This window comes from Streptomyces sp. HUAS MG91, assembly GCF_040529335.1.
Taxonomy (GTDB): domain Bacteria; phylum Actinomycetota; class Actinomycetes; order Streptomycetales; family Streptomycetaceae; genus Streptomyces; species Streptomyces tabacisoli.
Genome location: NZ_CP159534.1, coordinates 8,068,404 through 8,094,256, shown reverse-complemented (window position 1 = coordinate 8,094,256; position 25,853 = coordinate 8,068,404). Strand labels below are relative to the sequence as shown.

General features: G+C 72.5%; 22 protein-coding genes. 2 read left to right on the top strand and 20 right to left on the bottom strand.

Features of this window, described 5'->3' with window-relative positions; translation table 11 throughout:
- Nucleotide 1: 1 nt before the first annotated feature.
- Nucleotides 2-1,210: a cupin domain-containing protein gene (locus tag ABII15_RS36680; RefSeq protein WP_353946607.1), complete on the bottom strand. Its 1,209-nt coding sequence runs from the start codon at nt 1,208-1,210 to the stop codon at nt 2-4.
- Nucleotides 1,207-1,539: a BatC protein gene (locus ABII15_RS36675; protein WP_353946606.1), complete on the bottom strand. Its 333-nt coding sequence runs from the start codon at nt 1,537-1,539 to the stop codon at nt 1,207-1,209. Before ABII15_RS36675 ends, ABII15_RS36680 begins: the two co-directional genes overlap by 4 nt.
- 304 nt (nt 1,540-1,843) lie before the next feature.
- Here ABII15_RS36675 and ABII15_RS36670 point away from each other — a divergent pair, with 304 nt between their 5' ends.
- Nucleotides 1,844-2,047, top strand: a complete 204-nt coding sequence (locus ABII15_RS36670; protein ID WP_353946605.1) for a cold-shock protein — start codon at nt 1,844-1,846, stop codon at nt 2,045-2,047.
- A gap of 79 nt (nt 2,048-2,126) precedes the next feature.
- On the opposite strand, the gene ABII15_RS36665 is transcribed toward ABII15_RS36670, so the two are convergent.
- Both ABII15_RS36665 and ABII15_RS36660 read right to left on the bottom strand, forming a co-directional pair.
- On the bottom strand, nt 2,127-2,489 hold the full coding sequence (locus ABII15_RS36665) for a hypothetical protein (RefSeq protein WP_353946604.1): 363 nt from the start codon (nt 2,487-2,489) through the stop codon (nt 2,127-2,129).
- Nucleotides 2,490-2,583: 94 nt separating this feature from the next.
- Nucleotides 2,584-4,350, bottom strand: a complete 1,767-nt coding sequence (locus tag ABII15_RS36660) for a serine/threonine-protein kinase (RefSeq protein ID WP_353946603.1) — start codon at nt 4,348-4,350, stop codon at nt 2,584-2,586.
- Between the two features lie 379 nt (nt 4,351-4,729).
- On the opposite strand from ABII15_RS36660, the gene ABII15_RS36655 reads away from it, so the two are divergent.
- Nucleotides 4,730-5,338: a phosphatase PAP2 family protein gene (locus ABII15_RS36655; protein WP_353947314.1), complete on the top strand. Its 609-nt coding sequence runs from the start codon at nt 4,730-4,732 to the stop codon at nt 5,336-5,338.
- 7 nt (nt 5,339-5,345) lie between these two features.
- Here the strand turns inward: ABII15_RS36655 and ABII15_RS36650 are convergent, their stop codons facing one another.
- Genes ABII15_RS36650 through asnB form a run of 16 tightly spaced genes read right to left on the bottom strand, consistent with a single transcriptional unit; the run spans nt 5,346 to nt 25,852 of the window.
- Nucleotides 5,346-6,656 carry a glutamate-1-semialdehyde 2,1-aminomutase gene (locus ABII15_RS36650; RefSeq protein ID WP_353946602.1) on the bottom strand — a complete coding sequence of 437 codons (1,311 nt, stop codon included), beginning with the start codon at nt 6,654-6,656 and terminating at the stop codon, nt 5,346-5,348.
- A 22-nt stretch (nt 6,657-6,678) separates the two neighbouring features.
- Nucleotides 6,679-7,230: a dTDP-4-dehydrorhamnose 3,5-epimerase family protein gene (locus ABII15_RS36645; RefSeq protein ID WP_353946601.1), complete on the bottom strand. Its 552-nt coding sequence runs from the start codon at nt 7,228-7,230 to the stop codon at nt 6,679-6,681.
- Nucleotides 7,227-8,459, bottom strand: coding sequence for a polysaccharide pyruvyl transferase family protein (locus ABII15_RS36640; protein WP_353946600.1), 1,233 nt, complete (start codon nt 8,457-8,459; stop codon nt 7,227-7,229). Before ABII15_RS36640 ends, ABII15_RS36645 begins: the two co-directional genes overlap by 4 nt.
- Nucleotides 8,456-9,403, bottom strand: coding sequence for a glycosyltransferase (locus ABII15_RS36635; RefSeq protein WP_353946599.1), 948 nt, complete (start codon nt 9,401-9,403; stop codon nt 8,456-8,458). The genes ABII15_RS36640 and ABII15_RS36635 overlap by 4 nt, the downstream gene beginning before the upstream one ends.
- Nucleotides 9,400-10,701 carry a hypothetical protein gene (locus ABII15_RS36630; protein WP_353946598.1) on the bottom strand — a complete coding sequence of 434 codons (1,302 nt, stop codon included), beginning with the start codon at nt 10,699-10,701 and terminating at the stop codon, nt 9,400-9,402. Before ABII15_RS36630 ends, ABII15_RS36635 begins: the two co-directional genes overlap by 4 nt.
- Complete coding sequence (locus ABII15_RS36625) at nt 10,698-11,981, bottom strand: DUF4910 domain-containing protein (RefSeq protein ID WP_353946597.1); 1,284 nt, start codon at nt 11,979-11,981, stop codon at nt 10,698-10,700. Before ABII15_RS36625 ends, ABII15_RS36630 begins: the two co-directional genes overlap by 4 nt.
- Nucleotides 11,969-12,994 (bottom strand): SDR family oxidoreductase, encoded by a 1,026-nt coding sequence (locus ABII15_RS36620; RefSeq protein ID WP_353946596.1) that lies wholly within the window; start codon nt 12,992-12,994, stop codon nt 11,969-11,971. The genes ABII15_RS36625 and ABII15_RS36620 overlap by 13 nt, the downstream gene beginning before the upstream one ends.
- Before the next feature lie 3 nt (nt 12,995-12,997).
- Nucleotides 12,998-13,645: a PIG-L deacetylase family protein gene (locus tag ABII15_RS36615; RefSeq protein ID WP_353946595.1), complete on the bottom strand. Its 648-nt coding sequence runs from the start codon at nt 13,643-13,645 to the stop codon at nt 12,998-13,000.
- Nucleotides 13,642-14,436: a glucose-1-phosphate cytidylyltransferase gene (locus ABII15_RS36610; protein WP_353946594.1), complete on the bottom strand. Its 795-nt coding sequence runs from the start codon at nt 14,434-14,436 to the stop codon at nt 13,642-13,644. The genes ABII15_RS36615 and ABII15_RS36610 overlap by 4 nt, the downstream gene beginning before the upstream one ends.
- Nucleotides 14,433-15,686 carry a class I SAM-dependent methyltransferase gene (locus tag ABII15_RS36605; protein WP_353946593.1) on the bottom strand — a complete coding sequence of 418 codons (1,254 nt, stop codon included), beginning with the start codon at nt 15,684-15,686 and terminating at the stop codon, nt 14,433-14,435. Before ABII15_RS36605 ends, ABII15_RS36610 begins: the two co-directional genes overlap by 4 nt.
- Nucleotides 15,683-16,924, bottom strand: coding sequence for a glycosyltransferase (locus ABII15_RS36600; RefSeq protein ID WP_353946592.1), 1,242 nt, complete (start codon nt 16,922-16,924; stop codon nt 15,683-15,685). Before ABII15_RS36600 ends, ABII15_RS36605 begins: the two co-directional genes overlap by 4 nt.
- Nucleotides 16,925-16,926: 2 nt before the next feature.
- Nucleotides 16,927-18,222: an O-antigen ligase domain-containing protein gene (locus tag ABII15_RS36595; protein ID WP_353946591.1), complete on the bottom strand. Its 1,296-nt coding sequence runs from the start codon at nt 18,220-18,222 to the stop codon at nt 16,927-16,929.
- Nucleotide 18,223: 1 nt separating this feature from the next.
- Nucleotides 18,224-19,771: a right-handed parallel beta-helix repeat-containing protein gene (locus tag ABII15_RS36590; RefSeq protein ID WP_353946590.1), complete on the bottom strand. Its 1,548-nt coding sequence runs from the start codon at nt 19,769-19,771 to the stop codon at nt 18,224-18,226.
- 8 nt (nt 19,772-19,779) lie between these two features.
- Nucleotides 19,780-21,720, bottom strand: coding sequence for an alginate lyase family protein (locus ABII15_RS36585; protein WP_353946589.1), 1,941 nt, complete (start codon nt 21,718-21,720; stop codon nt 19,780-19,782).
- Nucleotides 21,717-23,900: a bi-domain-containing oxidoreductase gene (locus tag ABII15_RS36580; protein ID WP_353946588.1), complete on the bottom strand. Its 2,184-nt coding sequence runs from the start codon at nt 23,898-23,900 to the stop codon at nt 21,717-21,719. The genes ABII15_RS36585 and ABII15_RS36580 overlap by 4 nt, the downstream gene beginning before the upstream one ends.
- Nucleotides 23,901-23,917: 17 nt before the next feature.
- A complete protein-coding gene (gene asnB, locus ABII15_RS36575; RefSeq protein ID WP_353946587.1) occupies nt 23,918-25,852 on the bottom strand; it encodes an asparagine synthase (glutamine-hydrolyzing) in 1,935 nt (644 codons plus the stop codon).
- Nucleotide 25,853: the final 1 nt, after the last annotated feature.

The window sequence follows — 25,853 nt, the reverse complement described above, 5'->3', positions numbered from 1 at the left end:
GTCATCGTCCGGCAGGCAGCAGGACGCCCGCGCGCAGAAGCCGTTCGACGAGTGCGACGCCCAGGTCGTCGGCGGTGTGGGCCCGGTCGCCGGTCAGGAGGCGGCGCACGGCCGGGAGGTCCGCGTCGGGGAGGTCGAGCCAACCGGCGCGGGTGTTCAGGCGGCGGCCCTCCAGGCGTGCCTCCAAGGACTCGCGGAGCCGTACCCGTGTGTCGGGGGTGAGGTTGTCGACGGCCCGCAGCTGGGCCAGCGGGCCCAGTGGTGCAGGGCGGGCCTGGCCGCGCCGGGTCCGGTGGAAGAGGGGAGCCGGGTCCGTCCGTGCGAGGGCCGCGACGAGGCGTTCGCGGACCAGGGCGAGGTCGTCGGCCGGTCCGTCGGTGCCCAGGGGCAGGGATCCGCGCATCTCGGGGTCGTCCCGCAGCAGTTCCAGCGCGGAGCGGGTCAGCTGCTCGGCCAGCGCGTGGCGGGTCCAGTTGTGGACGCCGAGGGTCAGGTGGATGGAGACGGCGCCCTGCGCCTGCGCGGCGTGCAGCCAGCCCCTCGGCAGATAGAGCACGTCGCCCGGGGCGAGGACCGTGTCGAGGTACGCCTCGCCCCGCGCCGCCTCCGCGACGGCGGCGCGGCGGTCGGTCCACGGCTGGTCCCGCAGCGGGTCGGGGTGGACCGGCTCGTGGACGATCCAGCGTTTGGTGCCCGCGACCTGGAGCACGAAGACGTCGTGCACGTCGTAGTGGTCGTCGAACCCGCGGTTCTGCGGCGGGGTCACGTAGGCGTTGGCCTGCACCGGGTGGCCCAGCTCCGTGCCGAGCGCGGCGACGAGGTCGGCCACCGGCTCCCAGGTGCGTTGCAGGGCCTGGAGGACGAGCGTCGCGCCGTCGGCGAAGCCGCGCCACAGGGCCGTGTCGTCGAGCTGGTCCCCGATCGTGGCGCCGACCCCCGCCGGTGAGGTGAACGCCGCGTCGGGCAGGGTGCCGCCGTCCTTGGCCATGCGGAGGAACGGCGTCCGCAGACCGCGCCGGGAGACCAGTTCGTCGACGGCGTCGGCGGAGAACAGGTCGGTGAAATCACCGGCCGAGCGGGTGAGCAGGGGCTTGCGTGCCCAGTGGTCCCGGGCGAAGTCCTCCCGGCTCAGGCGCGTGAGGCGGGTGTCCAGGACGCCGGTGCCCGGCCGGGCGCCGGCGTCCTGGGACGTGAGGGAGGTGATGCTCAAGCGCCACTGCCGGACTCGTCGGCGGCCCCGTCGGCTCCGCCGTCGTGCACACCCGGGGTGCCGGACGCGCCGCCGTCCGCAGGACCCTCCGCGCCGCCGTCCGCGCCGCCGTCGTGCACGCCGGGCGTACCCGCCGCACCGCCGTCCGCGGGACCCTCCGCGCCGCCGTCCGCGCCGCCGTCGTGCACACCCGGGGTGCCGGACGCGCCGCCGTCCGCGGGACCCTCGGCGCCGCCGTCCGCGCCGCCGTCGTGCACGCCGGGCGTGCCCGCCGCACCGCCGTCCGCGGGGCCTTCGGCCTGGTTCGGGTCCTGTCCGGGGTTCGTCATGTGTCCTCCTTGGGAAATGGCGGTCGGGCCGGAGGGCGCCGCTGCGCACCCCGGGTCCCCACCTCTTCCACCAAGCTCACTCACCCGGATCCGGGCAGCAACCCGAGCGCCGGTGGCTCCCGCCGCGATTCGGCAGAAAGGAAATAGCCACACAATTCGGCACAGGCTGCTAGTGTCGGCGGCGTTGCAGTTGTGGTTCCCGAAACTTTGTTTTTCCGGTGTTTTTCTCCGGGTGGGCAATCATCGCGGCGACTCGGAGCGCGCACAGTGCACGCTCCGATCACTGCTCCGAAGGAGACAAGACATGGCTACTGGCACCGTGAAGTGGTTCAACTCCGAAAAGGGATTCGGCTTCATCGAGCAGGACGGCGGCGGCCCGGACGTCTTCGCCCACTACTCGAACATCGCCGCGCAGGGCTTCCGTGAGCTCGTCGAGGGCCAGAAGGTGAACTTCGACATCGCGCAGGGCCAGAAGGGTCCGACGGCGGAGAACATCGTCACCGCCTGACACCCGAACGGACGAGGGGCTCCGCCGGTACCCACCGGCGGAGCCCCTCATCTCTTTCGCGGCCTGCGTCGATCAGCGGTCAGTGCTCGGAGTAGGCGAAGTCACCCACCGTCCAGGCGGTCACGTCCTCGATGGGGACGCGGTACATCCCGCCCGTCTCGGGGATGCCCATGGTCCCCTGGAGGATGCGGGCGCGGTGGAAGTGCAGGTGTGTGGGGCCCGCGTCGGGCTTGTCGGCGGGCAGCGGGAACACGCGGGCGAACGGGCCGAGTTCCGAGGAGTCCGTCAACACCTCGGACACGCGCTCCCGCCAGACGGCCTCGGGGGCCAGCAGACCCGTGATGACGGCGCCGCCGACGACCACGGTCAGGGACATGCGATGAGTCTGCTCGGACTCGACCGTGGCGGCGAGATCCACGAGCAGTGCGTCAGGCTTGGACATGGCCGCAGATTCTATGCAGCGCCGGGCCCGTGCGCAGCCCGTGTCGCCGTCCGGCCATCGGGGGCGGGGCCCGGGAGGGCCCCGCCCCCGATGGTCAGGAACGCTCCGTCGAGAAGGTCGTGCAGTTCGCCCCGTAGACGAGGCCGTCGAGGTGGTCGGGGGTCGACGTGTCGTACGTCGCCGACAGGTTCACCGCGGCGTAGTCGGGCGGCTGGTTGATCCAGCGGCTGGCCCGGAGGGTCAGGACACCGCCCGCGTACGTCCCTTCCATCGCGAACGAGCCGCGGGGAACCCCCGGGTTGGACGGGGCGGGGTAGAACGAGAACACCGCGTCGGCGGTGCCGTCGCCGTGCTGTTCGATGGTGAGCGACAGGCCGGTGATGCCCTGGTTGCAGAGGTAGCTGCCGTCCCACTGGCCCGACAGGTCCTCCGTCTCGGTGGAGTCGGAGGGCGAAGCGCTGTCGGAAGGACTCTCGTACGGGGTGGTGTCCGACGCACTGGGCGAGGGGCTGTAGGACGGGCTGTCCGACGCGGGCACCACGAGCGAGGAGTCCGAGGGCGACGGCGTGTCGGAGTACGACGGCGAGGAGTCGGAGTAGCTCGGTGACGGGCTCGCACTCGAACCCGCGTCGGACGCCCCGCCGAAGACGGCATCGGCCTGCCAGGCGACCAGCCCGATGGCCAGCACGCCGGCGAGGGCCGCGGCGACCACGCCCGCGCGCCGGCCCCGCGACGTGTTCCGCGGGGGCCCGCCGGGATCGCCGGGCAGCGGCGCGGGACGCGTCACCGTCGGCGGGCCGAAGCCGCCCGTCGGTCCCCCGGCAAACGCCGTGGGGGTGTAGGCGGGCGGGGGCGTCGCGGGCACCGGCGGCGCCTGCGGACGCGGTCCGGTGACGGTCGACGCTCCGTACGGCGGCGGTGTCCGCGGCGGGGGCGGCGTGTCGCCGGTGCGGCTCTCCGACACGCCGTCGCGCACCTCCCGCACCCCGGCGGCGACCGCGGCCGGGAGCCAGTCCGCGCTGGTGAACAGCAGCGTCGTACGGGCCGCGCCCGCCGCGTCGGTCAGCTCCGCCAGCAGCTCCCCGACCCGCGGCCGGGCCGCCGGGTTCTTGGCCAGGCAGCGCGCGAGCAGGGGCCGCAGCCCGGCGGGCACGGGGGTCAGGTCGGGCTCGCCGTGCACGATCCGGTACATGAGGCCCTGCGCCGATCCCGTACCGAACGGGCCCGAGCCGGACGCGGTGAACGCGAGGACCGCGCCCAGCGCGAACACGTCGCTGGCCGGTCCGACCCGCTCCCCCGTCAGCTGCTCGGGCGACATGAAGCCGGGCGTCCCGATCACCACTCCGGTCCGGGTGATGGCGCTCGCCTCGGTGGCCGTCGAGATGCCGAAGTCGATGACCCGCGGTCCGTCGGCCGCCAGCAGCACGTTCGACGGTTTCAGGTCGCGGTGCACGAGCCCCGCCGCGTGGATCGCCTCCAGCGCCTCGGCGAGGCCCGCCGCCAGCGTCGCCACCGGGGCGGCCTCCCACGCTCCGTGCCGGGCCACCGCGGTGTCGAGCGAGAGACCCGGCACGTAGGCGGTGGCCAGCCAGGGCGGGTCCGCCTCGGCGTCCGCGTCCACCACCCCCGCCGTGAACACCCCGTTCACCCGGCGCGCCGCGGCGACCTCCCGCGCGAACCGCGCCCGGAACTCCCGGTCCTCCGCCAGCTCCGGGCGCACCACTTTCACCGCGACCGCGCGGCCGCCCTTGGACCGCGCCAGATACACCCGGCCCATGCCGCCGGCACCCAGCCGGCCCACCACCCGATACGGTCCGATCTGTTCCGGATCGCCCGCACCGACCGCCTGTATTCCCGCCACCGGTCCCCCAAGGTCCTCCCGCGCTCTGTACACGCGGGGCAGACATCATGACGCCAGCAAGCGCTTGTGGATGTCTGTTTGTCGCAGACTCGGACCGACTCGTAACACTCGCGCGGGGTTGCGACGAGTTGAGGCGCGCGACCGCTGCGCATCAGCTGACGAATCATCCGGTTTCCGGCACGAGAACGGCGTCCGAGGGGTGATGATGGTCGCTGGACGGTCGGCCGGACACGACAGGGAGCTCGCGTTGGATCGCCTGGCAGAAGCGGAGCTGGACGGCGGACACGAAGGCCACCCCCGCGGTGCGGGACCCGGCGGGCCCGAGCCGGCGCCCCCGGCGCTCCACCGGCCCTCGCGCGCGTGGCTCGGCCTCGTCGCCGTGCTCGCCACGCTGGTGGTCACCGCTCTCGCCGTCCTGTACGCGGGGCACACCGAACCCGGCACCGTCGACAGGTGGTTCGTCGATCCGACGGCGGACAGCGTGGGGCAGCCGTGGCGGCGCGTCGCCCTGGCCCTCGACTTCCTCGGGGAGCCCGTGGGCTCGGTGGCGCTGGTCTCGGCCCTCATGGCGTGCTGTGTGCTGCTGCGCCGACCGCGCGCGGCGCTGCTCGTCGTCACGGGTGCCGTGGCGTCCGTGGTGACGACGACGCTGCTCAAGCAGGTGGTGGGACGCACCATTCACGGCCCCGGGAACCTGTCGTACCCGAGCGGGCACACCGCCTTCGCCACGGCGCTCGCGGTCGCGATGGCGCTGTTCGTGGCCGGTCTGCTGGGTCTCGGCAGGAGTGCGGGGCTCGCGCTGGTGCTCGGCGCGGCGCTGGTCGGCGGGGCCGCGATGGGGTGGGCCCAGGTCGCCCTGGGCGCCCACTATCCGACGGACGTCCTCGGCGGCTGGTGCACCGCGCTCGCCGTGGTCACGGCGAGCGGCTGGGTGGTGGACCGGACGGCCGGCCGGATGTCCGGGGCCGGCCTGCCGGTGCGTCGCTGACGTCCCGTCACGCCAGGCTGCGGAAGACGGGCTTGACCGGCCGCCCGCCGAGCCAGGGAGCGGGGTCGCCCACGTCCAGCGCCTTGCGGTACACCTCGCACGCCCGGCCGACCGCGTCGACGGTCTGCTCGATGTCGGCGTCGGTGAGTGCGCTGCTCACCACGAACGACGGCGCCAGCACTCCGCCCGCGAGGAGGTGCCGCAGGAAGAGCGTGCGGTACTCCTGTGAGGGCCGCTGTTTCTCGTCGAGGGTGCCGAAGACGAGGTTGCTGGCCCGGCCGCGGACGACGACGTGGTCCGCGACGCCCGCCGTCGCCGCGGCCTCGCGCACACCTGCCGCCAGCCGCTCGCCGAGTGTGTGCAGCCGGGCCGTGATGCCTTCCTCCACATAGGTGGTGAGGACGGCGGTCGCGGCCGCCAGGGAGTGTGTCTCCGCGCCATGGGTGGTGGACAGCAGGAAGACCCGCTCGTGTGCGTGCCGCAGACCGCCGCGCTCCATCAGGTCGCGGCGGCCGGCCAGCGCGGAGACCGCGAACCCGTTGCCGAGCGCCTTGCCGAACGTGGACAGGTCGGGGACGACACCGTAGAGGCCCTGGGCGCCGGCCTCGGACCAGCGCAGACCAGTGATCATCTCGTCGAACACCAGGAGGCAGCCGTACCGGTCGGCCAGTTCGCGCAGGCCCGCGAGGTAGCCGGCGGGCGGCTCGGTGTGGCCCGCGGGTTCGAGGATCAGGCAGGCGATCTCGTCCCGGTACCGGGTCAGCAGTTCTTCGGTGGCGGCCAGGTCTCCGTACGGGAACGTCACGGTGAGTTCGTTGATCGCATCGGGGATGCCGGAGGACATCGGTGTGGTCCCGATGAACCAGTCGTCGACCGAGAAGAACGGCTGGTCGGCGCAGATCGCCACCCGTGCGCGCCCGGTGACGGCGCGGGCCAGGCGGACCGCGGCGGTGGTCACGTCGGAGCCGTTCTTCGCGAACTTCACCATGTCGGCCGTCGGCACGGTGGCGAGGAAGCGCTCGGCGGCCTCGACCTCCAGGATGGACGGCCGGACGAAGTTGCTCCCCCGGTCCAGTTCGCGGCGCACCGCCTCCAGCACCTTCGGATGGGCGTGGCCGAGGCTGACCGAGCGCAGGCCGGAGCCGTACTCGACGTAGCGGTTGCCGTCGACGTCCCACACCTGCGCGCCCTGCCCGTGGCTGATGACCGGGGCCAGGTCCTCGGGGTACTGGTCGTCGCCCTTGGCGTAGGTGTGCGCGCCTCCGGGGATCAGTTCGTGCAGTCGTTCGTTCGCCGCCAGGGATCGGGGCAGCGACATGTTGTTTTGGTGCAAGCCGTCGTCATCCTCTCTGGAGTTTCAGGATCTCGGCGAGGCGGGGTGCCTCCCGGTCCCGTTGGGACATCGATGTGACCGGCAGCGGCCATGGAATGGCGAACTCCGGGTCGTCGAAGGCGATCGTCACGTCCTCGGACGGATCGTGCGGGCGGTCGATCCGGTACGACGTGTCGGCGGTCTCGGTGAGCGACTGGAAGCCGTGCGCGCACCCCGCCGGGATGTAGAGGGTCTTCTGGGTGTCGCCGGACAGTTCGAAGAAGGCCCGGTTGCGGTAGGTGGCCGACGCGGGGCGCAGGTCGACGACGACGTCGAAGATCTTCCCGTGCGAGCAGCGCACCAGCTTGGCCTCGCCGGCGCCGGAGCGCAGGTGCAGGCCGCGCACCACGCCGCGCGCCGTGCGGGACACGCTGTCCTGCACGAAGGCGTTCGGGTCGAGGCCCACCGAGCGGATCACCTCGGCGTCGAAGGTGCGGCAGAAGAAGCCGCGTTCGTCGGCGTGCGGTGTCGGTTCGAGCAGGAACGCCCCGTCGATCTCGGGGACTTCGATCGCCTTCATGCTGTCTCCCGCAGGGCCTTGGCGTGGGGGTTCGCCGGGAAGAGGGTGGTGGTCAACGCGGTGAACTGGGCGGCGAGTTGCTCCGCCGCGGTGCGGTTGCTCTCGATGAGTGTCCGCCGCAGTTCCGCCGATCGCTTCTCCAGTGCGCGGAACTGTTCGAGCAGCCGGTCGGCGTCGACCTCGCGCGCCGGGTGGCAGTACGCGCCGAGGCCCATCCGCTCCATGAGCGCCTCGCTCTTCGTGGCGTAGCAGAGGGCGAGGACGGGGACGCCGGTCTTCAGGGCGCAGATCAGGTTGTGGTAGCGGACCGCGACGACGGTGTCGGCGGCGGCCATCTCGTCCATCAGGTCGGCCAGGGAGGCCGGTTCGGCCGCGCTGACCAGGGGCGAGTCGACGGCGTCGAGGATCGCGTCGACCACCGCCGTGTCGCACTGGTCGCCGGTGAGGATGCGGACGGGCCGGCCCTCGTCGGTCAGGGTGCGCACGAAGCGGATGGTGCCGTCGAGGTAGCGCCGGTGGATCTCGTCGGCCCGGGCCCGGTCGTCGTTGCCGCCGTGGAAGTCCATGACGCCGAGGCAGACCGTGCCGGGCGGGCCGGCGGGCGTGCCCGCCCGTGGCGCCGGCAGGGAGAACGCGAGATCCGGGTAGACCTCGTCGCGGGCGGTGTCCACGCCCATGGCCCGCATCGCGTCGCGGGACGGCGCGTCCCGGTAGGAGCGGTAGGCGGCGCACCGCGCGGACCAGCGCACCAGGGCGCGGGTGGGGCGGCTGCGGATCTCGGCGGCGCCGACGCTGACGAGCGCGACCGGGGTGCGCAGCAGCCGGCCGCTCGCGCAGAGCAGGAACAGGGAGTACGGGAATCCCCACGGCCGCAGCGGGAGGGTGGCCTCCAGGACGCCCATGCCCGGGACGATCACCACGTCGTGCCGGCGCACCCAGGACGCGGTGCGGAAGACGTCGACGAGTTTGCCGAGTCCCTTCGCCGCGACGGATCCCGCGCGGGAGGCGGTGCGGTACTCCGAGCGGTTCCAGTGCAGCCGGGTCGCGGGGATCCTGAAGCGTTCCGTCACGGCCTCGGGGCCGCCGCACAGCGCGTCCACCTCGGCGTCGGGGTGGTCGGTGCGGAGGTAGCCGAGGACGGCCTCGAGCGATCCGTCGTTGCCGAGGTTGCCGGAGCCGAGCAGTCCGAACACCCCTACGCGCAGGGGCTTGTGAGGTGTGGTGGTCACGGCTGCTTCCCCTCGCGTCCTGCGACGAGGTCGTCGACGGAGACGGTGAGATGGGCCGGGTCGACGGGGGCGCGGTCCTCCACGCGTTCGCCGGCGCCGGGCCGCACGCGGCTGGTCATCCAGGCGGCCAGGTGGCGGCGGCAGGCGCGCCGGTCGGCCGGGGACAGCGGGGCGCGGCGGATCGAGGAGGCGAAGCCCCAGATGTATTCGGCGAGCAGCCGGGGCGTCGGGTGCAGCGGGCCGGCCCGGCGCGGGTCGAGGTTGACGCAGCGGGAGCGCTTGGAGGGGTTGGCCCGCTCGGCGCGGCCCGGGTGGTCGCGGCGGAAGTACAGCAGTTCGGGCACCTGGTGGAAGCGGCCGTGCAGGGTGATCTCGGCGACGTAGGTGCGGTCGGCGTGGTGGTAGCTGTCCATGGCCTTCACGCGGCGCAGCACGTCGGTGCGCATCACGCCGTAGAAGTCGTCGCCGCCGGGTTCGAAGAGCAGGCTGCGGAAGCGCTCCGGCGCGTGCGGCGAGCCGGTGGCGAGCGTGTAGTCGTAGGGAACGGTCACCCTGCCGTCGCCGTCGATGACCGCCTGGTCGGTGTGGGCGAGGATCACGTCGGGATGCTCGTCGAGCGCCGCCACGCACAGGCGCAGCAGGTCGCGGCCGTACAGGTCGTCGTGCGAGGCCCACTTGAACAGTTCGCCGCGCGCCTCGTCGAGCAGCCGGTTGTGGTTCGGGGTGGCGCCGACGTTGCGGGGCAGCCGCTGGTAGCGGATCCGGGAGTCCTTGGCCGCGTACAGGCGGCAGATGTCCTGGGTGCCGTCGGTCGAGGCGTTGTCCGAGATGATCAGCTCGAAGTCCTCGTAGGTCTGGCCGAGCAGGGCGTCGAGGGACTCGGCCAGATACTCCTCGCCGTTGTAGACGGGCAGGCCGACGCTCAGCCTGGGGTGGGGGGTCATGTGGTCCTCACTTCGGGAATGGGGTGGTGATGGCGCAGGCCCGACCGCAGGGACAGCCACCACACGGCGGAGCCGATCAGCGTCGCCGCGGCGACGCCCCAGGCCGAGCCGACCGTGCCGCCGGCGGCCGCTCCGCCGAGTCCGCCGCCGACGTAGCAGGCGGAGGCGAACAGCTGGGAGCGCAGGCTGAGGCGGGCGGCGCCGAGCGCCCGGAGGCCGGCCGCCGCGCCGGTGCCGAGGCCGGCGCCCGCGACGCCGAGGGTGATCGGCACGATGAGCCGGGAGGCGGAGTCCCAGACGTCGCCGAGGACGAGTTCGCCCGCCCGGTCCGGCATCAGCAGCAGCGCCGAGCCCCACAGCAGCGCTCCGGCGGCCTGCCCGCCGCCGAGGAGGAGGCAGAACCGGTAGAGGCGCTGCGGGGCCTGCCGCAGTACCCGGGCCGCCTCGGGGACGGTGACGAGGGAGAGGCCCATCAGGACGGCGAGGAACGGGCCCATCAGGAGTTCCGCGCCGCGTACCGCGCCGACCGCGCTGACCCCGACGATCGCTCCGAGCCCGTAGGCGCGCACCTGGCTGGCGCCGCTCAGGCAGGTGTTCTCGACGAGGTAGCGGTAGCCGAGGTCGCGCTGTTCGCGCAGCCAGCCGCGGGCCCGGGCGACCCGGGGCAGGATGCCGGACTGGAGGTAGCCGTAGGCGCCCGCCACGGTGGCCGACGCGCCCCACGCGAGGACGAAGGCGGCCACCGTGCCGACGCGGGCCGCCACGATCATGGCCGGGACGAGGGCCACGCCCCACACGACGTCGTTGAGGAACGCCTTGCGTCCGACGCCCGCGGCGAAGAACGAGTACCGCCAGGCGTCCTGCAGCAGCAGACCGGGGAGCATGACGCCGAGGCAGGCGAACGCCGGTCCGACCCGGCCGCCGAGGCCGAGCCCGGCGGCCAGGCAGGCCACGCCGATGGCGGAGCCGACGACGAGCGCGGTGCCCGTGGAGCGGGCCACCGCCCCGCGCCAGGAGTCCTCGGACACGCCGCTGAAGCGGACGACGAGCGGGTCGGTGGCGAGGCCGCGCGAGATGTTCAGCACCACTCCGTAGGTGACCCAGGCGAGGCTGAACACGCCGAACGCGGTCACGCCGAGCGAGCGCGCCACGTAGATGCCGACCACGAAGTTGGAGATGCTGGAGGCCGCCTGGTCGGCGAGGCCCCAGGACAGCCGTCCCAGGAGTGCCCGCTTCGCCGAACCCGCCGGTTGCGGTGTGGTCTTCGCGTTCTCCCCCTCGGTGGTCATCGGCGTCATGGCTTGACCAGCCCGGCGCCGTGCAGGGCGTCGGCCGCGGCGGCGACGGTGTCGAAGGGCAGCCCGGAGCGCTCGGCGACGTCCAGCAGGCTGTGTTCGCCGTCGGACATGTTGAGCACCCAGAGCATGGCCATCTGCGCCTGTTTGGTGTCGCTGCGGCCGCCGAGCGCGTCGTACAGCCCGCGGCGGCCCAACTGCGGTTCCCCGTACGGGCTGAGGTTGACGTAGGCACGGTTGCGGTCGAGCACGGCGAACGCCTCGCGGAGCACCGCGAGGGTGTCCGTCATCGCCTCCGGGGAGACGAAGTCCGGGTTGTCGGCGGAGGTGTGGTACTCGGGATACCCGGCGTACGGGGTGCGGGTGAGCGAGCCCACGCCGAGGTCGAACCCGGGCGAGCAGTACTGCCGCTCGTCGTATCCGTACGGCGTGAACTCGTTGACCTGGTGCGGGCGTTCGGAGGTGCGCAGCACGTGCCGCAGGACGCGGTCGATCTCGGCGTCGCCGCGTCGGCTCTGCTTGTACGTGAGCTGCCCCCTGTCCCCCGCGCAGGCCAGTACGATCCCGTGCCTGACCCGCTCGATCCGCTCGGCGTTGCGGGCGAGCCAGGTGATGGCTCCGATGGTGCCGGGCGCGTAGATGAACCGGTAGGTGTAGTACGGGTTCCGCTCCGCCAGCTCCCGTGCCACGAACGTCGCCACGGCGATGCCGGCCAGGTTGTCGTTGGCCAGCGACGGGTGGCAGACGTGGCAGGAGACGATCACCTCGTCGGGCACCTGGCCGGGGACCACGTGCTCGGCGTAGGTGAGGTGCCCGTCGGCGAGCGTGGAGTCGATCCGCACCTCGTAGTCGCCGTCGGGCAGCGCGTCCAGCGTGTCCTGGGACAGGCAGAACCCCCACTCGGGCTTGTAGTAACTGGTGCGGTACGGGACCCAGCTCGGCCGGTCCGGCAGGGTGTGCAGGTGTTCGCGCAGTTCGGCGAGCGGCATGGTCCGGGCCACCGGGACGCTGTAGCCGAGCACGTGCAGGCTGGACGCGGCGAAGTCGACGACCCTCCTGCCGGAGCTGTCGGCGACGTACGCGTCCCGGATGTTCCACTCCTGCGGCACCGTCCAGTCGAGCACCTGCGTGCCCGTGGGCACCTCGTGGACCTGGAGCGGGACGTACTCCCCGACGATGTCCAGGGTGGCGCGCACGCCGTCGCCGGTGATGCTCCGGCAGAGCGGGTACATCCGCTCCACCAGAGCATGCATCTCCTCGCCGGGCGAGGTCATCGGCGCCACCGCAGGGTGTCGTCGACCGCGCCGGCCTCGGACGCCGCGCGTAGCACGGCGAGCCGGGTGAAGCGCTGCTCGAAGTCCTCCCGGGTCAGGCCGTGCTCGCGGTACTTCTCGGCCAGGTCCAGGGCGCCCTGCTGGACGGTCCACTCGCAGTCGAACCCGGGGATCGCGGCGCGGAAGCGCGAGAAGTCCACGCGGTACGAGCGCGGGTCGGCGCCGTGTTCCCCGGTGATCCGCACCTTCACCCCGGGGACCGCCTTGGCGACCTGCTCGGCGATCTCGGCGACGGTGACGTTGTTGGCCTCGGTGCCGATGTTGAACGCCCGGTCGTGCACCGCCTCCCGGGGCGCGGTCAGCGCGGCGGTGAAGGCCCGCGCGATGTCGGCGGCGTGCACCAGCGGGCGCCAGGGCGAACCGTCGGAGAGGACGAGGACCTCGCCGGACAGCAGCGCGTGCCCGACCAGGTTGTTGAGGACGATGTCGGCGCGCAGCCGGGGCGAGTAGCCGAACGCGGTGGCGTTGCGCATGTACACCGGGGTGAAGTCGTCGTCGGCGAGCGCGTGCAGGTCGTCCTCGACCCGCACCTTGGACTCGGCGTACGGCGTCACCGGGCGCAGCGGGGCGTCCTCGGCGACCAGGCCGTCACCGCCCGCGGCGCCGTAGACGGAGCAGGTCGACGCGTACAGGAAGCGCCGCACCCCCGCCTCGCGGGCGAGCCGGGCCAGCTGTACGGACGCGTGGTGGTTGATGTCGTAGGTGAGTTCGGGTGCCAGGGAGCCGAGCGGGTCGTTGGACAGCGCGGCCAGGTGGATGACGGCGTCGACACCGGCCAGGTGCTCGGCGGTGACGTCGCGCAGGTCCACCCGGTGCCCCTGCGGGTCGGCGGGCACGGGGCCGAGGACGCAGTCGGCGAACAGTCCGGCGTCGAGGCCGACGACGTCGTGTCCGGCGGCCGTGAGGACCGGGGCCATCACGGTGCCCAGGTAGCCCTGGTGTCCGGTCAGCAGTACGCGCAAGGTTCAATCCCCCAGGTCGAGCGTGAGTTTGGTGACGGTGAACGCCTCGGCGTAGCGCGCGTGGCATTCGATACCGCGAATGCGGGCGAGGCCGAGGAAGGCCTCGCGGTCGTACCAGGGCCGGTGCCGCTGCGAGGGGTAGTGCTCCTGCAGCAGCGCGATCTTCTGTTCGGCGGTCTCCGGCGACAGCGGCTGGTACGTGTTCGGGCGGCCGAGATCGCCGTCCCATTTGACGATCTCGTAGCCGAGCACGAGGTGGTCGCGGAAGGCCGTGGTCATCAGCCGTGCCAGGCCGCGGTGGTCCTGGTGGGCGTCGTCGGTGCGCGGGGCGAGGACCAGGTCGGGTTCGGAGCGCTCGCGCAGCTCCTCGACCGCGGCCTTGGCGTCCGACCAGTGCGCAGGGAACCGGCCGTCGGGCATCTTGTCGACGGTCAGCCGCAGATCGGCGCCGGGGCAGAAGGCGGCGAGCGCGGCCCGCTCCTCCTGCTCGCGGTCGGTGCCGCCGCCGGAGAGCACCAGCGCGTCGACCCGCAGGCCGGGCCGCGCGCTGCACAGCGCGAGCAGGGTGCCGCCGGCGCCGATGGCGATGTCGTCGCAGTGGGCGCCGACGGCGACGATCCGGTCGAGGGGACCGGCTCCGAGCCGGATCACGCGCGTACCCCCGCGGTGTCCTGCTCCCACACGGCCCAGGGGCGGTCGCCCCGCGCGTAGGCGGCGTCGAGGGCGGCGCGCTCCTTGACCGTGTCGGTCGGCTTCCAGAAGCCGCGGTGCCGGTGCGCCACGAGCCGTCCCTGCTTGGCGAGCGCTCCGCAGCCGTCGGCGACGAGGTCGCCGTTCTCCGGTATGTGGTCGAAGACCTCCTGGCGGAGCACGAAGTAGCCGCCGTTCTCCCACAGCGGCATGTCGCTCACCGCGGTGATGCCGCCGACGAGGCCGTCCTCGGCCAGCTCCACGCAGTGGAAGGAGGACTGGGGCGGCACGACCATCATGGAGGCGCCCGCGTCGCGCTCGGCGAACCGGTCGATCATCTCCGGCAGCGGGGCGTCAGTGAGCACGTCGGCGTAGTTGGCGAGGAACATCTCGTCACCGTCGAGGTGGTGGCGCACCCGGCGCAGCCGCTCACCGATGGGCGACTCGATGCCGGTCTGGGCGAAGGTGATCGTCCAGTCGGAGATGTCGGTGGACAGCAGCTCGGTTCGGCCGCCGCGGAGCACGAAGTCGTTGGACGTCGTCTCCTCGTAGTTGAGGAAGAACTCCTTGATGTGGTGGGCGCCGTAGCCCAGGCACAGGATGAACTCGGTGTGGCCGAAGTGCGCGTAGTAGCGCATGACGTGCCAGATCAGCGGCCGGGGTCCGACCATCGCCATCGGCTTGGGGACGTCGTCGGTGGCGCCGCTGCGCATCCGCATCCCGTAACCGCCGCAGAAGAGAACGACCTTCATGCTGTGACCTCCTTCGACGACGCGGCCTCGACGACGCTCAGTTCGGGAATGGGGAAGACGAGTCGGCCGCCCCACTCGTGGACGAAGGCGAGCTGCTCGACCAGTTCGGCCCGCAGGTTCCAGGGGAGGACGAGGACGTAGTCGGGCTTGTCGGCGGCGATCTGCTCGGGCGCGAGGATCGGGATCCGGGTGCCCGGGGTGTACCGGCCGTGCTTGTACGGGTTGCGGTCGACCGTGTAGGCGAGCAGGTCGGGCCGGATGCCGCAGTGGTTGAGCAGGGTGTTGCCCTTGCCGGGGGCGCCGTAGCCGACGACGGTCTCGCCGCGGTCGGCGGCCTCGATGAGGAACCGCAGCAGGTCGCGGCGGACCTTGGCGACGCGGGCGGAGAACTCGGTGTACCCGGACAGCTCCTGGAGCCCGGCGGCCTTCTCGCGGGCCAGGACGTCGGTCACCGCCTGCGAGGGCTCGCCGGCCGTCTCGGCGGGGCGGGCCCACAGCCGGATGGAGCCGCCGTGGGTGGGCAGCAGCTCGACGTCCACGAGGGTGAGTCCGCCGCTGGCCAGGGCCCGGATCGCGGAGGCGACCGTGTAGTACTGGAAGTGCTCGTGGTAGATCGTGTCGTACTGGTTCTCCTCGATCAGGGTCAGCAGGTGCTGCACCTCGATGGAGACCCAGCCGTCGTCGGCGACGAGCGCGCGCAGGCCCTGGGTGAACCCGATGACGTCGGGGATGTGCGCGTACACGTTGTTCGCCACGACGAGGTTCGCCGGGCCGTGTTCGGCGCGCACGGCCGCCCCGGTCTCCGGGCTGAGGAACTCGGTGAGCGTGGGCACGCCCGCGTCCCGGGCGGCCGCGCCGACGTTCACCGACGGCTCGATGCCCAGGCAGCGGATGTCGCGGTCCACGACATGCTTCAGCAGGTAGCCGTCGTTGCTCGCCACCTCGACCACGAAGGCGTCGGCGCCGAGTTCCGCCCGCTCCACGGCGTCGGCGACGAAGGTGCGCGCGTGCTCCACCCAGGAGGTGGAGAACGAGGAGAAGTACGCGTACTCCTTGAACGTCTCCTCGGGTGTGATGAGCGGCGGGATCTGCGCCAGCCAGCAATCGGTGCAGACCCGCAGGTGGAGCGGGTACGCCGGCTCCGGCTGGTCCAGTCGGTCAGCGGCGAGGAAGCTCTCGCACGGCGGTGTCGCCCCAAGGTCGACGACGCTCGCCATGGCTTCCGAGCCGCAGAGTCGGCATCGTGTCATGTACTTTCCCCATCCCCCCTGCTCGCGCGGGTGTCCCCGCCGCGAGTCATTGCCGACCGCCCCGCGATCGCGGTGCGGTACTCCTCCTCCAGGCGCGCCAGGCCGACGGCCGGGCTGAAGCCCCGCTCGTACCGGCCCCGGGCCGCCCGGCCCATCTCCTGGTTGCGGGCCGGGTCGGCCGCGATCCGCCGCAGGCAGGTCGCGAGCGAGGCGGCATCGCCGGGCCGGTGCAGCAGCCCGGTGACGCCGTCCTCGACGAGTTCGACGAACGCGCCGTGCCCGGCGGCGACGACCGGCACCCCGGCCGCCATCGCCTCGACGGCCACCAGCCCGAAGGCCTCCAGCCATGTCGAGGGAGCCACCACGGCGATCGCGCTCGCGATGGCCTTGCGGCACTCCGCCGTGTCCAGCAGACCGGCGTAGCGCACGTCGTCCCGGCCCGCCGCCCAGTCGGCCACCTCGCGCTCCAGCGGACCGGTGCCGGCGATGACGAGCGGTACCCCCGGTCCGCCGTCGGCCGCGAGTTCGTCCCAGGCGGCCATGAGCAGCCGCAGGCCCTTCGCCTCGGCGAGCCGGCCGAGGAAGAGCAGGTGCTCGCCCTCCCCCGCCCGGCAACTGCCCGGGTCCGGGACGAAGTTGTGCTTCACCGCCAGCCGCTCGGCCGGCATGCCCGCTTCGGCCAGCACGTCGCGCTGCGCCGCGGAGATGCACAGGAAGCGCTCCACGCCGGACCACCAGCGCCGCCGGTTGACCGTCAGGCTGACCGCGAGCGGGACGGTGGCGAGCCGGGAGTTCCGGTAGCAGCCGTGCCGGACGGCGGGCAGCGCCGAGCCCCCCACGCACTCGGTGCACGCGGCGCCGTCCCGCTGGAGCGTGCCGGGCGGGCAGACCTGGGTGTAGTTGTGCAGGGTGGCGACGGCGGGCACATCGGCGTCGGCGCAGGCGGCGAGGACCGCGGGCGACAGCAGCGGGAAGACGTTGTGGACGTGGACGACGTCCGGCCGGTCGGCACGCAGCCGGGCCGCGAGCTCCGTGCGGACCGACGGGTTCCACGGCACGAGAAGCGGCAGCGCGGCCTTGCCCAGCAGGGACTTGGCGCCGATGTCGTCACTGCGCCGCTCGAACAGCTCGACCCGGTGACCGGCGGAGCGCAGCAGCTCCACCTCCTGGTCGACGACCTTGTTCTCGCCGCTCGGCTGCGCCGAGGCATAGCGGTTGTGCACCACGAGGACGTGCATGCTCAGGTCACCTCCGGACGACGGGCCCAGCGCGGGATGTAGGGGCGGTCCTTCGCCCGTGCCTGCGCCGGGAGCGCGGGCGGCGGCAGTGGCTGCGGCTGCGCGACGGGTGTGGCCAACAGGGCCGCGGCCAGGGCGAGATGGAGCAGGTACGGCGAGGCGTCACCGAGCCCGGCCTCGGTGTACGAGGCGATCGCGCAGTAGCTGATCAGGAAGATCGCGCAGGCCCGCTGGAGCGACGGCGGTCGCAGCAGGGCGACCGCGGCCAGGGCCACGATGAACGCCGCGACGATGGTGACGCCGACCAGGCCCTGTTCGTTGTAGACGGCCAGCCAGCTGTTGTCGATGGGCAGCCCGCCGAACGACTTGTCGCCCAGGCCCACGCCGAACAGCATCTCCGAGACCGACCGCGGCTCGGCCAGCAGGGCGTCCCAGACCTTGGCGCGGCCGGTGAGGTTGGAGAAGTTCTCCTGGCTCTGGCCGCGCAGGAACCACGACTGGAGCGCGCCCGCGAAGACCACGGCGACGGTCGTGGCGATCACCACGGTCCAGGTGAAGAACCGGCGGGCGGCGGCGCTGGTGAGCAGGAGCGAGCCGATCGCGAGGACCAGTCCGACGAGCAGGCCGAGCGTGGCCGTCCTGGTGTGCGTGAACATCAGCAGGACGAGCGAGGGCACGATGATCACCGCCGCGCTCCTGCGGTCGGTCCGCCGGCCCAGGAGCAGCAGCACGGTAAGCCCGATGATCACTGCCGCGTACTGTCCGATCTGCGGCGGGGTGAGCGGCCACAGCGCGCCGACGAGCCGTCCTCCGTAGGTGTCGGGCAGCGCCGCGCCGGGCGAGACGACCAGGCCCGCGGCCACCGTCCCGAGCACGGCGAAGTACATCCGGATGTGGTGCCGGACGAACGTCAGGCCCCCGTCCCACCAGCGGGTGAGGAGCCACAGCGTGGCGACGAAGAGGGCGAGCCGGGTACAGCGGAACAGCGCGCCGAACCCGGCCTCCAGGTGGACGCTGGAGAGCACGCTCGGGACCAGCAGCAGGCTGAGCAGGAGCACGTAGGCGCTGGGCCGGAACCGCAGCCGGAGGTTGACCGCGAGCGCGAGGGCGAACGCGGCGACGAGCGAGCCCATGGTGACCATCTGGATGAGCGAGCGGGGCAGCGGAACGATGGTCTTCGCGCCGGCCGAGCCGAGCGTGTTGAGGATCAGCAGTCCCCAGGCGATCCCGGCGAGCTTCGGGGTGCCCGCCGGGCGCGGTCCGGTGACGGGCGCCGGGGCGTGGAGCGATGTCGTCATCTCAACCACCGGCCCGCGGGTCGATGGTGCTGCCCTTGTCCTGCCGGAAGCTCTGGCTCTTCCACTGCGTGAAGTCGATCACCTTGCTCTGGTCCTGGACGACGAACTTCCACGGACCGCGGTAGACGTTGTCGTGCCAGCGGTTGTCCTGCTTGTGGGTGATCGCCTCGGCGACCTTCTCGCCCTGGTACGGCGACCAGTCGGGATAGGTGCCGTAGTTGGCGAGGACCGCCATCCGGTCGCACTTCACCGTGCACTTGACGACGGACTTGTCGAGCACGAAGCGGTTGTCGTGGATGTCCACCCGCTGGGTCTTCCACCGGCAGTCGGCGTAGAGCGGCGCCTTCCCTATGGCGGGTTCGGCGCAGCGCTTGGTCTTCTTCACCAGCAGGGTGCAGTCACCGGACGAGGTGTTGGCGGGGCTGTTGCAGAACCGGTCGGCGTTCTCCCAGAGGGTGATGCCGGACCAGTTGTCCTCCAGCAGGTTCCCGTAGATGTCGATCTTGTCGGTACGGGCCTTGATCCGTGGTTCGCCGCCGGACTCGGACAGGTAGACGGTGGCGAACGGGAAGGTGTCGCCCCCCTCCGCCGCCTTGCGGCCCTCGACCCAGTTGTTGCGCCGGATGACGTTGTTGCGGATGACCGCGTTGTAGCTGGTCTCGTAGATCAGCGCGGCACCGTCGTTGCTCTCCAGGACGTTCTTCTCGATGCGGAAGTCGTTGTTGTTGGTGTCCGCCCACAGGCCCGTGCCGCGGTTGTCGTGCACCCAGTTGCCGCGCACGTCGGCGCCGTCGACGGCCCAGAACTTGATGCCTCCGGTGCAGCCGCAGCCCTTGCGCTTGCGCTCCCAGTCGCCGGTGTTGTTGCCGACGATCTCGTTGCCCTCGACCACGAGGCCGGTGACCCGGCCCGACGACTTGTACGCGTTCATGCCGTACTGGCCGTTGTCGCGCAGGCAGTTGTCCCGGACCTGCTGGCGGGCGCCGGCCATCAGCCCGGCACCGGAGTTGTTCTGGATCGTGCTGTGCTCGATGACCCAGCCGTCGGCCGAGTCGTGGTTGACCACGCCCTCGTCCGGCGGTGCCACGAACCCCTGCACGGTCAGGTGGCTGATGGTGACGCCGCTCGCGGTCCCGCCGAAGGCGTACTGGTTCTTCCGGTGGCCGTCGAGCACCGCGCCCGGCGCCCCGAGGTAGCGGTCGCCCTTCTTCGGGATGACCTGGGCGTAGCGGTCCGATTCGAGGCGGTGCTTGCCCGGGCGCAGCCAGAACGTGGTGTGCGCGGGGCTGCTCTTGGTCTTCGCCGCCAGGTCACCGACCTTCTTGGGGTCGACCGTGACCGCGCCGGCCGGTGCCTTCTCCGGCCCGGCGGGCGACGCGGCGCACACCCGGGCCACCGGCGTCTTCGACGACGCGGTGGACGGCGGTGTGCTCTTCGGCTTCGACCCGGCGTCCGACGTCGGCGTGCCGCTGTCGCAGCCGGCCGTCGCCAGCAGGGCCAGCGCCAGCGGTGCCACCGCCAGCGCCCAGTGCCGTCTCTTGTAGCCCACGTGCCCCCCTACCCGCGGAACCTGAGCACGGTCGTGAAGTCGGCGGCGCCGTCGGCGCTGCCGGTCCCGACCAGCGTGGTGGTGGGTTCCTTGCGTCCGAATCCCGGGGAGTACCAGCCCAGTGGCGGTTCGGTCTCCCCGCGGTGCGCCCGCCAGCTCAGCTGCGCGGGCAGGTCGAGCACCGCGGAACGGCCCTCGCCCTCGTGGATCCAGGTGAGGACGGCGCGGTTGCCCACCAGGTCGGCGGCGACCGTCGGGCCGAGGTGGAACGCGAGCCGGAGATCCCGGCGCGGTCCGCGCACCTCGTCGACGAGACGCAGTTCCTCGCTCTCGGCGGTCAGCTCCACCCGGCGGCGGTGCACGGACGGCTGGTAGCCGTCGTGCTCGGCGCTCCACCGGGCCACGTCCCCGGACGTCTCCACCGCCAGGACGCGGGTGCGGGCGTGCCGGGTCCACAGGAACGGGCCGCCGGAACCGGACTGGTCGGTGCCGTCCAGTTCCAGGGTGTTGTGGCCGAGGGTGGAGCGGAAGTACCGCCGCCACTCGGGCTGCCCGTGGTAGCAGAACGTCCCGGGGTCGGCGAGGACGTCGACCCCGTCGTGCCGGACCTCCACGGACAGCGCGTCGGCGTGGGCGTGCGCGGCGATGGACAGGAAGCCGTGCGGGCCGCCGTCGCAGCGGCACCAGATCTTCTCCGGGCCGCGCAGGACGGTCATCCCCGCGTCGGCGAAGTGGGCCGGGCGGGTCTTCGGGCGGGCCGCGGACGGGGGTACGGGCTTGATGAGCGCGGCGAGGAGCGGGGTGCGCACATCGGTGCCGGTCACCTCGGGCCACCAGTCGAGCCGGCCGAACACGGCCGCGCCGGTGGCGAGCAGCGAGGCCCAGCGGTCGGTGCCGCCGCCGTCCACGACCAGGCCGTGGCCGTCGTCGGCGTCGCCCTGGCGCGGCGGTCTGAGCCGGTTGTCCACGACGGCGGCGAGCGCGTCGGTCATCCGCAGCAGGACGAGCCGCAGCGTCGCGGGGACCGGTCGGCCCGCCGCGTCGGCCTCGGCGAGCGCGGCCAGGCCGAGTTCGAGGACGAGGCCGTGGTACTCGGAGGCCAGTTCGCGATTGAGCCCCGAGGGGAAGGTGTTGGCGCGCAGGTTCCGGTCGAGCGAGCGCAGCGCGCCGTCGCGCCAGCGTGCCGAGGCCGGGAACCAGTCGAACGCGCAGGCCGCGGCGTACTGTCCCGCGGCCTCGGCGATGACGTGGTTGTTCGCCGACGAGCCCCGGCTGGGGAAGGCGGCCAGCCAGCGCTGGTGGTGCCAGATCTGGTTCACCGCGACGGGGTTGTCCTCGAACAGGGCGGCGGCGCCGGACCAGCCGTCGAGCAGCCGCCGGACCCACACCCAGGAGAGCAGCCGGATGCCCAGCTCGATGCCGCTGATCCAGTGCACGCCGCGCAGCGGCGGGTTGGCCGCCCACCACGAGCGCAGGTGGTCGGCGGTCCGCTCGGCGTACCGCTCGTCGCCGGTGATCGCGTAGGCGGCGGCGAGCTGGGTGAGGTACTGGTGCCGGGACAGCTCCCAGATCTGCTTGATGTCGCCGACCGCGTCCTCGTCGCGGTACGGCACGTCGAAGGCGTAGCCCCACGGGGCGCGGCGGCCGGTCTTCGGGTCGCACCACCAGTCCGGGTCGGCCAGGTCGTCGCGGACCACCCCGAAGTACTCGACGTGCCCGTACATCAGCCGGTCCGCCTCGGCGACGAGCCGCTTGGCGGCATCCGGCGGGATCGCGGCGACCGTCCCGGCGGGCAGCACCGCCGTGAACCGGGCGCCGGTCGCGCCCGGGCCGTCGGGGCGCACCGACCGCCACCGGCGACGGCGCACGGCGTCGCCGGCCCGGCCCGCGATCTCCTGCGGCCCCATCGCGGAGAGGCGCCGCAGGTACCAGCCCGCGCTCATGGTCATCGCGGCCCCGCCAACGTCACCGGCGCGCCGCCGGCCAGGCCGGTCTGCACGGCGAGGGTGGCCGCGGTGGTGGCGGCCAGCGACTCCAGCGGCACGGGCATCGGTCCGCCGGTGCGCACGGCCTTGACGAACGCGGCCAGCTCGGCGTTCTGGCCCTTGTCCCGGGCCTTGGGCAGCCGCGAGCTGACCCACCGCTTGCGGCCGTAGACCGAGGCGCGGACGAAGTCGTCGAGGCGGAGCACCTTGCCGTCCGCGACCAGGTCCAGCGTCTCCTTGGGGTAGCCGGGGGCGCCGGTGGTCACGTAGCTGATGGTGGCGGTGGAGTCGTCCGCGTAGCGCAGGACGACCTGGAGGTCCTCGTTGCCGGCCGAGCCGGTCGCGTAGACCGAGACGGGGTCGGCGTCGAGGAGCCAGCTCGCGGTGTCGATGAAGTGGCCGCCCTCACCGGCGAACCGGGAGCCCTCGGTGCCCTGCTGGAGGTACCAGCTGCCGTGCTGCAGCCGGCCGGCGTTGACCAGGTAGCGCAGGCTCGCCGGTCCGGTGCGGACGCCGAACCGTCCCTTGGCCTCGCGCAGCAGCGGGGCGAAGCGGCGGTTGAAGCCGACTTGGAGCCGGTCGTTGCCGGACTCCTCGACCGCCGCGAGCACGCCGGCCAGTTCGTCCTCGGTGAGCGCCAGGGGCTTCTCCACGAAGACGGCCTTGCCGGCGAGGAGGGCCTGCCGGGTCAGTTCGGCGTGCGAGCTGTGCCGGGTGACGACGAACACCGCGTCGATCGAGGTGTCGCCGAGGACGGCGTCGAGGTCGGTGGTCGCCTCGGCGAAGCCGAACTTGCGCTGGGCGTTGGCCCCCGACAGCGCGGTCGTGGTGACGACGGTGGACAGCTCGACGCCGTCGCGCCGCGCGAGGTGGGGCAGCAGCATCGAGGTGGCGTAGTTGCCCGCGCCGACGAACGCGATCCGCACCGGGGACGAGACGGCCCGCGCCTGACCCGGCCGCACGGTCACGGCGGGCACGGTCACCGTCGGGGCCGGCGTCTCCTTCTCGGCCTCCGGCTCCTGGTCGGCGTAGCGGAACAGCACGGCCACGGCCTTGAGTTCGCCGTCCTTCAGGCGCTGGTAGGTGTCCACCGCGTCGTCGAAGTCGGCGATGTGGGAGACCAGCGGGTCCACGTCGACGCGGCCGCGGGCGACGAGGTCGAGGAAGCAGGCCAGGTTGCGGCGCTCGGTCCAGCGCACATAGCCGATCGGGTAGTCGCGCCCCTCCAGCTCGTACTCCGGGTCGTAGCGCCCGGGACCGTAGCTGCGCGAGAAGCGGACGTCGAGTTCCTTCTCGTAGTACGCGTTCCAGGGCAGGTCGAGCCGGCACTTGCCGATGTCGACGACGCGGCCGCGGTCCCGGCAGAGCCGGGCGGCCAGTTCGACGGGCTGGTTGCTGGAGCCGCCGGCGGCCAGATACACCTGGTCCACGCCGTGTCCGCCGGTGAGTTCGGCGACGGCGGCCTCCACGGCGGCGGAGGCGGGGTCGCCGCTCGCCGCGGCGCCGAGGCGCTCGGCGAGTTCGCAGCGGCTCGGGTCGGGATCGACGCCGACGACGCGGACGCCCGCTGCGGTCAGGAGCTGTGTCACCAGCTGGCCGATCAGGCCGAGGCCGATGACCAGGGCGACCTCACCGAGCTGCGGCTCGCCCTGGCGGACGCCCTGGAGCGCGATCGACCCGACGGTGCCGAAGGCCGCGTGCCGGGGCGCGAGGCCCTCGGGCACCGGGCTGTAGAGGTTCTTCGGCACCCAGTTCAGCTCGGCGTGCAGCGCGTGCTCGTTGCCCGCGCAGGCCACGAGGTCGCCGACCTTCACGTCGTCGACGCCTGCGCCGACCTGCTCGACGATCCCGCACAGCGAGTAGCCGAGCGGTGTGTAGGAGTCGAGCTTGCCCATCACCTTGCGATAGGTGGCGGGCACCCCGTTGGTGGCGACGCTCTGCATGACCTTGGCCACCTGGTCGGGGCGGGAACGGGCCTTGCCCAGCATCGACATGCCGGCCTCGGACACCTTCATCATCTCGGTCCCGGTGGAGATCAGCGAGTAGGCGCTGCGGACCAGCACCCCACCCGGCTTGCACCCCGGTACCGGCACGTCGAGCACCGCCAGCTCGCCGCTCTTGTAGTTCTGTACGACCTGCTTCACCCGAACTCCTCTATTTCCTAAGCCGTCAAGCGAGCGCTCTGGCCGGACCCGGAGGTCGCGTCGCGGTACCAGTGCTCGAGAGTCAGTACGTGCCACAGATGCTTGGAGTAGTCCTGCTGTCCGGCGGCGTCCTCGGCGACCAGGCGGCGCAGCGCGTCGCGGCGCAGGAAACCGGAGCGGACCAGCTCTCCGTCGTTGACCACCTCGCGCACCAGGGGTGCCAGGTCCCGGCTCATCCAGGCCCGCAGCGGGGCGCTGAACAGGCCCTTGGGCCGGTAGACGATCTCCCGGGGCAGGATCGAGGTGGCCGCCTCCTTGAGGACGGCCTTACCCTGCCTGCCGGCGATCTTGCGGTCCCCGGGCAGGGCGAACGCGGCCTTCACCACCTCGACGTCCACGTAGGGCACCCGGACCTCGGTCGACGCGGCCATGCTGGAGCGGTCGGTGTACGTGAGGTTGAGGCCCGGCAGGAACATCCGGGCGTCGGTCAGGCACATGCGGTTGACGAAGTCGTCGAGGTTGTTGTCCGCGTAGGTGTCCGCGTGCTCGGTCAGGACGTCGTCGACCGTTCCGGCCAGGTCGGGGTCGATGAGGTCGAGCAGTTCCGTCCGGTCGTACATGGTGTAGCTGCGCCGGAACGCGGTCTCCTCCGGCAGTTCGGCGAAGGACAGGAACCGCTTGGCGAAGCGCACCGAGCGCAGTCCCCTGCGGGAGGTGGCGACCGGCAGCCGGCCGACGGCCGCGGACACTCCGCGGCGCAGCGGCCGGGGCACGCGCTGGTAGCGCGTCGCGATCGTGTTGGCGAGGTGCTTGCGGTAGCCGGCGAACAGTTCGTCGGCGCCCATCCCGGACAGCATCACCTTGACCCCGGCCTCACGGGCTGCCGTGCAGATCAGGAAGGTGTTGATCGCGGCGGGGTCGCCGATCGGCTCGTCCAGGGCGTACGTCATCTGCGGCAGCAGGTCGAGCACGTTGGGGGCGATCTCGATCTCGTGCAGGTCGACGCCGAACCGCTCGGCGACCTGCCGGGCGTAGCGCAGGTCGTCGGGCATCGCCTCGAACTTGGCGTCCTCGGCGCGGAATCCGATCGTGTAGGCGGAGATCCCGGGCTGGTGGCGGGCGGCGAGCGCGGTGAGATAGCTGGAGTCGAGGCCGCCGGAGAGGAAGGTCGCCACCGGCACGTCGGCGAGCAGATGGCGCCGGGTGGACTCCTCGACGATCGCCGCGAGGTCGGGCAGTTCGCCGCTGCGGGCGCGGTCCTGGCCCTCCGCGGCGACCTGCTTCAGGCTCCAGTACGTGCCCCGCTCGACCCGGCCGTCGGGGCGGACGCGCAGCCAGCTGCCCGGCGGCAGCTTCTCCGCCTCGCGGAACGCGCAGCGGGAGTCCGGCACCCAGTAGTAGAGCAGCGAGGCGACCAGCGCCGCGTGGTCCACCTCCAGCCTGCCGCCGGTCGCGGCGGCGAGCGCCTTCAGCTCGGAGGCGAACACCAGGCCCGTGCCGCGCCGCAGCAGGAACAGCGGCTTGATGCCCAACTGGTCACGGGCGAGCACCAGTTCGCCGGTGCGCTCGTCGAAGATGCCGAACGCGAACATGCCGCGCAGCCGGGGCAGGCAGTCGGTGCCCCAGCGCCGCCAGGCCTCCAGGACCACCTCGGTGTCGGAGGTGCCGCGGAAGCGGACGCCCTTGGACTCCAGTTCGGCGCGCAGTTCCGGCGCGTTGTACAGCTCGCCGTTGTACGTCAGGGCGAGGCCGTCCGAGACCATCGGCTGGGCGCCGGTCTCGGACAGGTCGACGATGGACAGCCGCCGGTGTCCGAGCTGCACCTCGCCGTCGGCGACGGGGTGCCCGTACCGGCCGGCTCCGTCGGGGCCGCGGTGGGCGAGGATGTCCGTGAGCCGGTCGGTGACGATCTTCCCGTCCGGCCATCGGTACGTGCCTGCGATGCCACACATG